Origin of the sequence: Citrobacter sp. Cb023 (assembly GCF_030336805.1) — a bacterium.
Lineage (GTDB): Bacteria > Pseudomonadota > Gammaproteobacteria > Enterobacterales > Enterobacteriaceae > Citrobacter > Citrobacter braakii.
In genome coordinates, this window is the sequence record NZ_JAOWCV010000027.1 from 67,481 (window position 1) to 80,547 (window position 13,067).

Annotated in this window: 13 protein-coding genes; 7 read left to right on the plus strand and 6 right to left on the minus strand. The window is 49.4% G+C overall.

Annotation, left to right across the window (positions count from 1 at the left end):
- Positions 1-453: 453 nt before the first annotated feature.
- Positions 454-1,200, minus strand: a complete 747-nt coding sequence (locus OGW44_RS04545) for a MipA/OmpV family protein (protein ID WP_016152811.1) — start codon at positions 1,198-1,200, stop codon at positions 454-456.
- A gap of 434 nt (positions 1,201-1,634) precedes the next feature.
- On the opposite strand from OGW44_RS04545, the gene yeaG reads away from it, so the two are divergent.
- Both yeaG and OGW44_RS04555 read left to right on the plus strand, forming a co-directional pair.
- Positions 1,635-3,569: a protein kinase YeaG gene (yeaG, locus tag OGW44_RS04550; RefSeq protein WP_016152810.1), complete on the plus strand. Its 1,935-nt coding sequence runs from the start codon at positions 1,635-1,637 to the stop codon at positions 3,567-3,569.
- Positions 3,570-3,692: 123 nt separating this feature from the next.
- On the plus strand, positions 3,693-4,976 hold the full coding sequence (locus OGW44_RS04555) for a YeaH/YhbH family protein (protein ID WP_016152809.1): 1,284 nt from the start codon (positions 3,693-3,695) through the stop codon (positions 4,974-4,976).
- Positions 4,977-5,051: 75 nt separating this feature from the next.
- Here the strand turns inward: OGW44_RS04555 and OGW44_RS04560 are convergent, their stop codons facing one another.
- From OGW44_RS04560 to OGW44_RS04570, 3 genes are read right to left on the minus strand one after another with little or no spacing between them, the layout of a single operon-like run.
- Entirely contained in the window at positions 5,052-5,690 is a 639-nt protein-coding gene (locus OGW44_RS04560; RefSeq protein ID WP_170973730.1) for a CatB-related O-acetyltransferase, read from the minus strand.
- Between the two features lie 35 nt (positions 5,691-5,725).
- Complete coding sequence (locus OGW44_RS04565; protein WP_016156304.1) at positions 5,726-6,136, minus strand: hemerythrin domain-containing protein; 411 nt, start codon at positions 6,134-6,136, stop codon at positions 5,726-5,728.
- Positions 6,137-6,149: 13 nt separating this feature from the next.
- Positions 6,150-6,920, minus strand: a complete 771-nt coding sequence (locus OGW44_RS04570) for a class I SAM-dependent methyltransferase (RefSeq protein ID WP_047417927.1) — start codon at positions 6,918-6,920, stop codon at positions 6,150-6,152.
- 165 nt (positions 6,921-7,085) lie between these two features.
- Here OGW44_RS04570 and dgcJ point away from each other — a divergent pair, with 165 nt between their 5' ends.
- The 3 genes from dgcJ (at position 7,086) to OGW44_RS04585 (ending at position 9,709) form a co-directional block, all read left to right on the plus strand.
- Positions 7,086-8,576, plus strand: coding sequence for a diguanylate cyclase DgcJ (gene dgcJ / locus OGW44_RS04575; protein WP_185654387.1), 1,491 nt, complete (start codon positions 7,086-7,088; stop codon positions 8,574-8,576).
- A gap of 44 nt (positions 8,577-8,620) precedes the next feature.
- Positions 8,621-9,124, plus strand: coding sequence for a YbaK/prolyl-tRNA synthetase associated domain-containing protein (locus OGW44_RS04580; protein WP_016152804.1), 504 nt, complete (start codon positions 8,621-8,623; stop codon positions 9,122-9,124).
- Positions 9,125-9,262: 138 nt separating this feature from the next.
- On the plus strand, positions 9,263-9,709 hold the full coding sequence (locus OGW44_RS04585; protein WP_016152803.1) for a DUF441 domain-containing protein: 447 nt from the start codon (positions 9,263-9,265) through the stop codon (positions 9,707-9,709).
- On the opposite strand, the gene OGW44_RS04590 is transcribed toward OGW44_RS04585, so the two are convergent.
- Positions 9,666-10,484: an AraC family transcriptional regulator gene (locus OGW44_RS04590; protein WP_016156301.1), complete on the minus strand. Its 819-nt coding sequence runs from the start codon at positions 10,482-10,484 to the stop codon at positions 9,666-9,668. The genes OGW44_RS04585 and OGW44_RS04590 overlap by 44 nt on opposite strands.
- Before the next feature lie 99 nt (positions 10,485-10,583).
- Here OGW44_RS04590 and OGW44_RS04595 point away from each other — a divergent pair, with 99 nt between their 5' ends.
- Positions 10,584-11,771: a CynX/NimT family MFS transporter gene (locus OGW44_RS04595; protein ID WP_016156300.1), complete on the plus strand. Its 1,188-nt coding sequence runs from the start codon at positions 10,584-10,586 to the stop codon at positions 11,769-11,771.
- Between the two features lie 36 nt (positions 11,772-11,807).
- On the opposite strand, the gene OGW44_RS04600 is transcribed toward OGW44_RS04595, so the two are convergent.
- Positions 11,808-12,515, minus strand: coding sequence for a CTP synthase C-terminal region-related (seleno)protein (locus OGW44_RS04600; RefSeq protein ID WP_016156299.1), 708 nt, complete (start codon positions 12,513-12,515; stop codon positions 11,808-11,810).
- 198 nt (positions 12,516-12,713) lie between these two features.
- On the opposite strand from OGW44_RS04600, the gene OGW44_RS04605 reads away from it, so the two are divergent.
- Positions 12,714-13,061, plus strand: coding sequence for a DUF488 domain-containing protein (locus tag OGW44_RS04605; protein ID WP_019076603.1), 348 nt, complete (start codon positions 12,714-12,716; stop codon positions 13,059-13,061).
- The last annotated feature ends 6 nt before the right edge of the window (positions 13,062-13,067 follow it).

A 13,067-nucleotide genomic window follows, 5' to 3' on the forward strand; every position in this document is an offset into this window, starting at 1 on the left:
TTTTTTCAGATAAATACCTAAAAGATGTAAAATAAAAATTAACTTAATGATTTTATTTTTTCAAATGAAAGTTAACTTTCATCGTCTCACAAAAATAATAAAATAGTTATCTTGCTATTTTTAGTGGCGAGAGTTTCACGATAAAATTATACCGTGATTATAAAATAGAATATTATCAATATATTGCGAAACCAAAAATCACTCTCCCAGAACAATAATTCGTGAAACTGTACAGATACTCTTCCATTCACAAACGAATAGATTTCAGTCTCATCAAACAACAGGTTTAATTTTGGTAATTGCGGCAGGAAAAATACGTTAACTATTTGTTGCGGCCGATGTAATGCCAAAACAGCACAAAAAATCAAATCACATGTTTTGGATCAATATTCATCTCTGATATGCACAAAAAAGCCCGCATCTCTGCGGGCGAGTGTTTGACACACAGTGGTATCAGAACTTGTAGGTAACACCCGTTGAAATCAGACCCGTCCAGGATTTGTCCACCATCGGGCTGTCTGTCACTTCATCAGACAGGCGGGTATAACGCGCAGTACCGTATACGCTCCAGTTGCCCAGGAAGTTATAGTTTGCGCTGAGCTCCAGATACGGGTTCCAGGAGCTTTCAGGATCGTAGCTACGCAAGCCGCTACGGGCAGATTCATGGCGTGAAACACCATAATAGTATTCATTCTGGTTTTCACTGTTCCACTCGACACCAATCCCCGGAGTCAACGTCAAACCGCCATTGGTATAGCGGTATAACCACGCCAGATCCCATACAATACCATTGCTGTTATCCAGCGTGTCCCCTGCAAGGCTGGTACGCAGGAAACCGTATTGCGTGTTGTGAATGTAAGAAAGGCCAGCCATCATGGTGCTCTTACGTTTATCCAGACTACGCAGACGGTTGTCGTCGCTGTCACCCGGTTTGAAGTACATTGGCGACCAATAGGCCATCACCGACAGCTTATCGGTATCGTCATTCCACAGGTAGTAACCACCGCCCAGACCACGGAACCAGAAGTTATCGCTTTCATAAGTCACAACCGGGACCGGGTAAACGTCACTATCGTAATCTTTGTAAGGGTGCTCAACCACACCAACGCCTGCGCCCAGCGTCAGGTTGCTCTCTGCCTGTGCGACGTTAGCGGAAGTGGCAATAAGCACGCTAAGTGCCAGAAGTTTGAGTTTGGTCACAGTCAATAATTCCTTATTTAAATGTGTAGCGGTCAAAGTTTAACCGTCAATACGCTTCAGCCCAACTATTTTACGGATTCGCCCCAGAATGTAACCCCCTAATTTCTCAGCGAGTGATGACATTTTGCTTGCAGGACAGTGAACACCGCATGAATCCTGCCCCATATATTTACAAAAGATATGCTTTTTTTGCTGATGAGTTATTGATATGCCATTGAAATTCATTTGCGCACACAGGCAAGTTTTGCAAATGCCATCTACGCTTAATTTTAGAAGGTGTATCACCGAATACGTTGATCTCCTGACCACCACAATGGCATGAGAGTTGCTTATTTCTTCAGCAGCGACGTCGTTCAGTTTACCTCTTCAGGGGCCTCTACTATTCATATGAACGGCTCTTAACATGTGCTAAAAAAACGAAAGGACGGCATACCATGAATATATTCGATCACTATCGCCAGCGTTATGAAGCTGCCAAGGACGAAGAGTTCACGCTGCAGGAGTTTCTTACCACTTGTCGGCAAGATCGCAGCGCTTATGCCAATGCGGCAGAGCGGCTATTAATGGCTATTGGTGAGCCTGTCATGGTCGACACTGCCCACGAACCTCGTCTTTCTCGACTCTTTTCGAATCGGGTGATTGCACGATACCCTGCTTTTGAAGAGTTTTATGGCATGGAAGAGGCCATTGAGCAGATTGTTTCTTATTTGAAGCATGCGGCTCAGGGTCTGGAAGAGAAGAAGCAGATTCTGTATCTGCTGGGGCCTGTGGGAGGGGGGAAATCATCTCTTGCTGAGCGGCTGAAGTCGCTGATGCAGCGAGTACCGATTTATGTCCTGAGCGCCAACGGCGAGCGTAGCCCGGTAAACGATCATCCGTTATGCCTGTTTAACCCGCAGGAAGACGCCCAGATCCTGGAAAAAGAGTATGGGATCCCACGTCGTTATCTCGGTACGATCATGTCGCCCTGGGCTGCAAAACGTCTGCATGATTTTGGCGGGGACATTACAAAATTCCGCGTTGTCAAAGTCTGGCCGTCTATTCTGGAGCAGATCGCTATTGCCAAAACGGAGCCTGGTGATGAAAACAACCAGGATATCTCTGCGCTGGTCGGGAAAGTGGATATTCGTAAACTCGAACACCACGCCCAGAACGATCCTGATGCCTACGGTTATTCGGGCGCACTGTGCCGCTCAAACCAGGGGATTATGGAGTTCGTTGAGATGTTTAAAGCACCGATTAAAGTGCTGCATCCTCTGCTGACCGCAACCCAGGAAGGAAACTACAACGGGACAGAAGGTATCTCTGCCCTGCCGTTTAACGGAATTATTCTTGCCCACTCGAACGAGTCCGAATGGGTGACGTTCCGTAATAATAAAAACAATGAGGCGTTCCTTGACCGTGTTTACATCGTCAAAGTGCCTTATTGCCTGCGGATCTCCGAAGAGATCAAAATTTACGAAAAACTGCTTAACCACAGTGAGCTGACCCATGCGCCTTGCGCACCGGGCACGCTGGAAACGCTCTCTCGCTTTACCATTCTTTCTCGCCTGAAAGAGCCTGAGAACTCGAGCATTTACTCGAAGATGCGTGTTTACGATGGGGAAAGCCTGAAAGATACCGATCCAAAAGCGAAGTCCTATCAAGAATATCGGGATTACGCCGGGGTCGATGAGGGAATGAACGGTCTTTCGACGCGTTTCGCGTTTAAGATCCTCTCACGCGTCTTTAACTTTGACCACGCCGAAGTGGCAGCTAACCCGGTGCATCTGTTCTACGTACTGGAGCAGCAAATCGAGCGCGAACAGTTCCCGCAGGAGCTGGCAGAACGTTACCTTGAGTTCCTGAAAGGCTATCTGATCCCGAAATATGCTGAGTTCATTGGCAAAGAGATCCAGACGGCTTATCTCGAATCCTATTCCGAATATGGACAAAACATTTTCGACCGTTATGTCACTTATGCGGATTTCTGGATTCAGGATCAGGAGTATCGCGACCCGGATACCGGTCAGTTGTTTGACCGCGAGTCGTTGAACTCAGAACTGGAGAAAATTGAGAAACCGGCGGGTATCAGTAACCCCAAAGATTTCCGTAACGAGATCGTCAACTTTGTTCTGCGTGCCAGAGCGAATAACAGCGGTCGCAATCCAAACTGGACCAGTTACGAAAAACTGCGCACGGTCATTGAGAAGAAAATGTTCTCCAATACCGAGGAGTTGCTGCCGGTCATTTCGTTCAACGCCAAAACCTCAACTGACGAGCAGAAAAAACACGACGATTTTGTCGACCGGATGATGGAAAAAGGCTACACGCGTAAGCAGGTACGTTTACTGTGCGAATGGTATTTGCGCGTACGTAAATCGTCTTAAAATAAGTGCCCGGAGGCGCGTACGCTTGCCGGGCCTACAATACACATCCGTAGGCCGGATATGCTCAGCGCATCCGGCGTTACTGATGTAGCATAAAGTTGGCAAATGCAGTACGGGGGGCTTATGACCTGGTTTATTGACCGGCGTCTTAACGGCAAAAACAAGAGCACGGTAAACCGCCAGCGCTTCTTACGCCGTTATAAATCGCAAATTAAACAGTCGATCTCCGAGGCCATTAACAAGCGTTCGGTGACTGATGTGGATAGCGGCGAATCTGTCTCTATTCCGACTGATGATATTAGCGAACCGATGTTCCATCAGGGGCGTGGCGGCTTGCGCCATCGCGTGCATCCGGGTAACGACCATTTTGTGCAGAACGACCGCATTGAACGCCCGCAGGGCGGCGGCGGTGGTTCAGGAAGCGGACAAGGCCAGGCCAGCCAGGATGGCGAGGGTCAGGATGAGTTCGTCTTCCAGATCTCTAAAGATGAATATCTCGATCTGTTGTTCGAAGATTTAGCACTTCCTAACCTGAAGCAGAATCAGCAGCGTCAGTTAACGGAGTACAAAACGCACCGGGCAGGTTTCACCTCTAACGGCGTGCCTGCCAACATTAGCGTGGTTCGCTCCCTGCAAAACTCACTGGCGCGCCGCACAGCGATGACGGCAGGTAAGCGTCGCGAATTGCATGCGCTCGAAGCGGATCTGGAAACCATCGCAAAAAGTGAACCAGCGCAGTTGCTGGAAGAGGAACGGTTACGCAAAGAGATTGCCGAACTACGGGCAAAAATCGAACGCGTGCCGTTTATCGACACCTTTGATTTACGCTACAAGAATTATGAAAAACGGCCCGATCCTTCCAGCCAGGCAGTGATGTTCTGTCTGATGGACGTCTCCGGTTCAATGGATCAGTCGACCAAAGATATGGCCAAGCGTTTTTATATCTTGCTGTATCTGTTCTTGAGTCGGACCTACAAAAACGTGGAAGTGGTTTATATTCGCCACCATACCCAGGCGAAAGAGGTGGATGAGCACGAGTTCTTCTACTCTCAGGAAACCGGGGGAACTATTGTCTCCAGCGCGCTGAAGTTAATGGATGAAGTGGTAAAAGACCGTTACGACCCGGCTCAGTGGAACATCTATGCCGCACAGGCCTCGGACGGTGATAACTGGGCGGATGATTCCCCGTTGTGTCATGAGATTCTGGCGAAAAAACTGCTGCCGATGGTGCGATATTATAGCTATATCGAAATCACCCGTCGCGCGCACCAGACCTTGTGGCGTGAATACGAACATCTGCAATCAACGTTTGAAAACTTTGCGATGCAGCATATCCGCGACCAGGATGATATTTATCCGGTCTTTCGCGAACTGTTTCATAAGCAAAGTACAACCAGCAATAGCTAACCACATACATAAATCAGCCAGAGGTTATCTCCTCTGGTTGATTTTTATGACCTCGCGTTTCGACCACATGTTATGTCATTTAGCATTTTGTCTCAGGCTAGCCACTTCCACTTCGAGCGCGGAAATATCGCCAGAAGACAACAGCGGTTGCATTTTCACGAGCGACTCTTCCGGAAGTTGATACAAATTAAGAGCCAGTATTCGTTCAATATCCCCCACCGGCAGGCGATATTTTATTATTTTTGCCGGATTGCCGCCGACTACCGCATACGGTGGCACATCTTTAGTCACCACTGCACCTGCTGCGACAACAGCGCCTTCCCCGAGCGTAACGCCTGGCATGATCATGGCGCGCATGCCTAACCAGCAACCATCATGCAACACCGTGTCACCCCGAAACTCGTAGGCATCTTTGATCGACGCCATAAAGGGATAAAGACTGATCCAGTCAAGCCGATGCGTACTATTTCCCCCCATCAGAATAACGCTCTCAGCGCCAATGCAGACGAAATTCCCAATAATCAACTTATCCAAATGCCCAAGCGGTTCCCAATCCCGGCTGATCTCATCACCGAGTAAATACCGCACCACCGAACGTTCGAATCCTTGATCCCAGCAGTCACTGTAATAGCTATGCGTACCCTTAATAACTATATTAGGGTTGGTCACTGTCTGATGAAGGTACTCCATTCTCGACCAGTGTTTTTCTGACACTTCGCCATCCTTTTATCATTGTGTTTTAAAACACCCTACATCCTTTCCACCAGCGGATAGAAGTCTTTATTTTCTTTTTGCATACGCTCATACACTTTGCGTAGAACATTGTTGGCATCACGTCTGAATGCCTCATCATTACCTTTTAATTTACTGGCAATATTCCAGCGCCGGGAAAAAACTTCATATTCGCTGACGATATCCGTCATTTCACGTTGAAATTTTGAGCTAACCTGTCTGAGCGTACTATTTCCATCCTGCTCAATATGAGGATAAAGGAACTGATCTTCAGCAAACAAATGTGTTTTTATAATGGCACTCATGCTAACGATCGCAGTTGCAATTTCCTGGGCATTGGATGATACGCCTGCATGGCTCAACGTACGTAGAAATGATATTTTCTCCAGAATTTCAACATGCTGATTTTTCATTTTATCAATATTCATCCGTTTATCCTTTTTATTTTCCCTTTACGGAGCAGCAGGCAATGTAGTTTAGCTGGTGACGTTGCGAACGGAAGAAGCGAAACATTTTCAGGAACCGGCGACGATTTTCGCGTGTGCGTAAGCCGTTAAATACAATTTTAACCGCCCCAGTCAGCCCTTCATCACGAATTAATCCTCGCGGCGACATCAGCGACATATCACCATTCTGCTGCAAGACCTGTGCAAACCCACCGTTCAGAAATAAATCGCGCCAGCCTTGTCTGGTCATCGGGCTAACGTTTGATTTCACTACCTCTACAAGCTGGCCCTGCTCGCCCGCGCCCAGTTTTTGTGCGGTGAACATAATGTCGTGAGTTAACAGACGCCCGCCGGGCTTCAATACGCGATAATACTCGGCAATTAACTTCGCCTTCGCTTTATCGGCATACATTGTCAGCATGGCTTCGTTGATCACAACGTCGAAACTGTTATCCGCAAATGGAAGGGTGTTAGCGTTAGCTGCCATAACGTGAATGTGATTTTCCAGACCATTTGCCGTCACGTTATTTCTGGCGTTTGCCAGTGCGATTTTATCCATATCAATGGCGTATACCGTACAACCAAAACGTTGAACTAACTCTATCGCCGTCGTGGCCATGTTGCACGCCACTTCCAGCACCTGGCTGTCGGGCGTCAGCTGTGACTGGCTGAACAACCACTCTGTTGCTTCAACGCCCCCCGGACGCAGACGGGTTTTGCCCAGGCTGGCTAAGAACGTATGGCCCGCTTTATCAGTCGCGCTCATCTGCTTGTCTCCTTCCTTATAAGTTGCATTATAAATACAACAATAAGAGTTAAAGGTGAAGCACGCGAATGATTTTTATTACAAAATGCCCTTCCCAGTAGCGTTAGAGCGGATGTATGCCGTGTGATAGACTGAAGTATCAGACTTACAGGGCTGTACATCATTATGCAATTGCATCATAAAGCGCTCAGGCTCTTTATCTCCGTCAACGTAGTTGTTTTGACGTTTTCTTTTTTGGTTTATGAGCTCATTGCCAGCGATAAAGCAATGAATGCGTACATGCGCTATATCAATGAGAAAGCCGACTCATCGTTTCTCTATGATAAGTATACTAATCAAAGTATTGCAGCCCATCTGATGCGCACATTTTCATCCCCCCAGGTACCCGCTTCTATCGAGCAACAAAAAGCACTTTGCAACGCTTTCGACAGCGTTAACGGCACTCATGGGCTCAACCTCACCCAGCATAACTACCTGCCATTACACGGTACGTTGCAAACCCCCACTACAAAATGTAGCGAGAAACTTGAAGACATATTTCTACTGCCCTCTTTTGACCGGGCGGTAAACGTTAATCGTGAACAGAAAGATTACGGTCATGGTTTAGGTATGCAGGAGTATAAATTTCGATATTACGTCGATCTCAAAAATAACTACGTCTATTTCTTTGATCTGGTCGACTCGCGGAAATTTGCGATACACAACTGGTCGTTTTTGCAAAAAGGAAACCTGGGTATCAACCAGAATGATATTGACGGTATTTTCACTGGCCGCACGGTAATCTCCCGTATTTATGAAGATAACCTGACCGAGAAAAAAGTGATGAGCTTTTTAACACCGGTCTACTATGCCGGTAAGTTAAAAGGCGTGGTGATGGTGGATATTAACAAAGAGAATTTAAAGAATATTTTCTATACCAGCGACCGCCCTCTCGTCTGGCGCTATCTTAACGTGACGCTTTCGGACATCAACTCAGGTAAAGAGATACTCGTTCACCAAAGTGAGAACAACCTGTTTAGCTATGTTCACTACCAGGAGGACATGCCCGGCGGTATACGCATCACCTTATCGCTTGATTTTATGTACTTTATTGTCTCCTCCTGGAAAGTATTCGCCTTCTATCTGCTGGCGACAATACTGTTGCTGAATATGGTCAGAACGCATTTTCGGCTGTATCACAACGTCACGCGTGAAAATATTAGTGACGCAATGACCGGGCTCTACAACCGCAAAATTTTAACGCCGACGCTCGAACAGCGTTTACAGCAGTTAGTAAACGCGGGAACCCTCGTGACCTTTATCGCCATTGATTGCGATAAACTAAAAGTCATTAATGATACGCTGGGGCATAAGGAAGGCGATCGCATTATCACCATTCTGGCTAGAGCCATTCAAACCTCGATTCGCAAAAACGACTATGCCATCCGCCTCGGTGGGGATGAGTTTTGCATTATCCTCATTGATTACCCCGCTGAATTAACGCCTCGTCTGCTGGAGAGGATTCGCTATAACTTACAAATTATTGCGCAAGATAGAGCAATCAGCTTCTCCGCAGGGATTTATAATATGCAGCCAAACGACACCATTGATGATGCCTACAAAGCATCCGATGCACAGCTCTACCTGAGCAAACAGAAAAAACGCGCGGATGCGTAATCATTTTTCTGACAGGATTTTCATTGTTGTACCAGGAGTAAGTCATGACGGAAGTGAACAAAGGTAACGCAACGCATCAGCGTTTAATTTCGCTGTTGTCAGAACAAGGCGCGACGTATCGCGTGGTAAGCCATGAAGCGGTCGGCAAATGTGAAGCGGTTTCTGAAATTCGCGGTACCGCACTGGGCCAGGGAGCAAAAGCGCTGGTTTGTAAGGTCAAAGGCAACGGCGTTAATCAGCATGTCCTGGCGATTCTTTCTGCCGACCAGCAGGCCGACCTGAGCCTGTTAGCCAGTCATATCGGCGGGTTAAGAGCATCACTTGCCAGCCCGGCGGAAGTCGATGCGCTGACAGGCTGCGTATTCGGCGCTATTCCACCGTTTAGCTTCCATCCAAATCTTAAGCTGGTCGCCGATCCGCTATTGTTTGAGCGTTTTAATGAAATTGCGTTCAATGCCGGAGTGCTGGAAAAATCCGTGATCATGGATACCGCAGATTACCTGCGTATCGCGCAACCGGAATTACTCCCGTTCCGCCGCGTACAATAGCCGTCCGAGTCAGGAGTAAAAAGCGTAGCATCGTGCATTAGCCCAAAAAAAATCATAATCATTAAAAAAAGCCTGTTCCGTCACGCGTTTACGCGTACAGTAAGCAGGCTTATTTTTTCTTTTGGCAAGGAAACTACGATGTTTGATGTCACTCTGCTGATCCTGCTCGGACTGGCAGCTCTGGGCTTTGTCAGCCACAACACCACTGTCGCTGTTTCAATTCTGGTGCTGATCATTGTCCGTGTTACCCCTCTGAATACGTTCTTTCCATGGATAGAAAAACAGGGCCTGACCGTCGGGATTATAATTCTAACCATTGGCGTCATGGCGCCGATCGCCAGCGGAACGCTCCCCCCCTCCACGCTCATCCACTCCTTTGTGAATTGGAAATCACTGGTCGCTATTGCCATCGGGGTATTCGTCTCCTGGCTTGGCGGGCGCGGTGTCACGCTCATGGGTAGCCAGCCTCAGCTTGTGGCCGGTTTACTGGTGGGTACGGTACTGGGCGTGGCGCTATTTCGCGGTGTGCCGGTGGGACCGCTCATTGCGGCAGGTCTGGTGTCATTGATTGTTGGTAAGCAGTAGCCAGTCCAGCCAGATAACGGCCTGGCGTCTGTCCCAGGCCTTTTTTGAACATGGTGATAAATGCCGTGGTCGAATCGTAACCGAGCATTTGCGCAACCTGTTGCACGTTATGGCCATCTATCAGCGCCTGCAGCGCCAGAATCAATTGAAGCTGGTGACGCCAGCGGCGAAAACTCAACCCCGTCTCTTTAACGACCAGACGGGCGAGGTTCCGCTCACTCATCGCAAATACGCTGGCCCACTGTCCCAGCGTCTGCCACTGCGCGGGCTCCCGCGCCATCGTCGCGACCATTCTGCGGATTTTCGGGTGATCGGAAACCGGCAACTGCATTTGCTCCTGCGGCTGCTGCGGGAGTTCATCAAATAACACTTGCGTCAGCCGCTGGGTAGACGGCTCCAGCCGTTGATCATCCGTTTTGGACGCCAGCGCCAGAATGAGCTCCCGACATAACGGGGCGATTTTCAGGGTGCAGCAGCGTTCAGGCATCACTACTGCCTGCGGCTCAATAAACAAAAAGCACAGTTGCGCCCCAACGGTAACGTGGTTGCTGTGTGGAATTTCACCGGGGATCCATACCGCATATTGTGGAGGCACCATCCACATAGCATTTTCAACCTCACAGGTGATCGCGCCATGCAAGGCCAGAATCAACTGCCCCTTACGGTGCTGATGCAGCGGACTGAAGAGTTCATCTTCCCGGGCCTGTATACAAAACGCCACCGCCGCATCGTGGTAAAGGTCGGGCTCATACCCATCCAGCCTCAGTCCTAACATAAAAATGTCCGTTTTTAGCGATAAACTGTCATTTTAGCTTGATTCATCCATTGAGTAAAAACGCTAAAGTATCGCCTCGCCTGACGATATGAGAAAAAAATGACAAATATGCCTTCCTCCCGCGGCAAAAACGCAGCCTGGCTGATCGCGGGGATCCTGATGATTGCCACCACGCTGCGCGTCACCTTTACCGGAGCCGCCCCGTTGCTGGATGCAATTCGCACCGACTACGGCCTGAGTACCGCCCAGACGGGACTTCTGACCACCCTGCCGCTGCTGGCCTTCGCACTGGTATCGCCTCTGGCCGCCGCCGTTGCACGCCGTTGGGGTATCGAACGCAGCCTGTTTGCCGCAATGCTACTGATTTGCGCAGGTATTGCGATACGTTCCCTGCCCACGACAGGTTTCCTGTTTAGCGGCACCGCTATCATTGGTTGCGGAATCGCGCTGGGAAATGTGCTGTTACCTGGGCTGATTAAGCGTGATTTTGCTCAGCATGTGGCAAAACTCACTGGCGCATACTCGCTGACTATGGGCGCAGCGGCGGCACTGGGTTCAGCTATTGTGGTTCCGCTGGCGCTGAACGGGTTTGGCTGGCGCGGTGCGCTGATGGTACTGATGGTCTTTCCGCTGCTGGCGCTGATTATCTGGTTACCCCAATGTCGCCAGACGGCCAATGCCAGTTTGAGCAACTCGCGCGCTTTGCATTCCCGCGCGATCTGGCGCTCGAGCCTCGCCTGGCAGGTGACGCTGTTTCTCGGGATCAATTCACTTATCTACTACGTGATCATTGGCTGGCTACCCGCCATTTTAATCAGCCACGGCTACAGCGAAGCGCAGGCCGGTTCGTTGCATGGTTTACTGCAACTGGCAACCGCCGCGCCGGGGTTATTGATCCCTCTCGTCCTGAACAGATTTAAGGATCAGCGCGCCATCGCCGCACTGGTTTCGTTAATGTGCGCCATCGGCGCAGCGGGATTCGCGGTAATGCCCGGGCAGGCTTTGCTGTGGACCATACTGTTTGGCTTTGGCTCAGGCGCCACGATGATCCTTGGTTTGACCTTTATTGGCCTGCGCGCAAGCTCAGCGCATCAGGCCGCGGCCCTGTCCGGCATGGCACAATCCGTCGGGTATTTACTGGCTGCCTGTGGGCCACCGCTGATGGGTAAGATTCACGACCTCAATGGTAGCTGGCTGATTCCATTAGCTGGGGTCGCCGTGTTAGCGATACTGATGGCGGTGTTTGGTTTGTGCGCAGGGCGTAATCGGGAGATCGCAAGCGCATAAAGCAGCGGGCAGGTTTGAGTATAACCTGCCCGTTTTTTATCCTCGCGCAGCGCGCAGCATTGCCTGAACTAACGGCACGGGTTTTCCCGCCAGCGCTCCACGTTCATGCTGAAAGAGTGTGCCGACAAAAAAAGGATGCGTCACCAGCTCAATGGCACGGATATCACCAGCCTCATCCCAGCCAGTCACACGAAGATCACCGCTCTCAAGCTCGGCGGCAAAATCTTCCGATACGCCATAGTTGCAGTGATACCCCTCGGAGATAACACCCCGTCCGTAGGCTTTGGCAATCAGCGTATTGGCCCTCAGTTCAATATCATCCGTTTTTTCTACCAGCGAGCAGGTCAACGGTGCGATGACCATCCGCCCCGTGGTATCCGTTTCCGCATGGGCAGCATCACTCCAGCCCAGCACGTTGCGGGCATACTCCAGAATCGCATGTTGAAAACCGCCACAGGTCCCGAGGAATGGGATGCTGTTTTCACGCGCGTAGCGTATCGCGATCAGTGCGCCTTCCAGGTGCCGATATGGACTGCCAGGAACGACCCAAATAGCATCATAGCCAATCAGATCTTCACTGCTGCTAATATCAGAGGTGGTTAGCCAGTCATAATCAGCCACTAATTCCAGGACGGCAGCGGCATCATCGATAGCAAGAGGAATGGCCTGATGCGCCACAATATCAGGGCTGTAATCACCCACCAGCGCAATGCGAAGCGTATCTTTAAACGGGGAAATTTCCATTAAGCTTTCCTTATGTCCAGACAATGAGGGACAATATAAGGAGCCTCAGCCTACCGATTTTTTGTTGGTACCACAATCCCTTAAATTGGGAGTCAGGACGGGCAGAATGTTACAATTGTCACGTTTTACGATCTTATTTAACCGTAATAAAGGTGTCGAAATATATCAAAGCAGTGGATTAATGGAGCGGATGAAAAGATGAAAATTCAATGTAAACGCGTATATGACCCAGCAGAAAAAAATGATGGTTATCGCGTACTGGTCGACAGGTTGTGGCCTCGCGGGGTAAAAAAGACCGACCTTATTTTTAACGAATGGAATAAAGCGCTTACGCCGTCATCTGATTTACGCAAGGCGTTCCACGCAGAATTGATTGATTTCACACACTTTTCCGAGCAATATCGCGCTGAACTCGCCCAACAGCAGCAGGAAGGAAAGCGTCTCGCAGAGATTGCCCGACAGCAAACCTTAACGCTACTGTATGCGGCGAAAAACACCCAGCAAAACCACGCGCTGGTGCTGGCTGAATGGATACGTCAATGCTAACCGGAT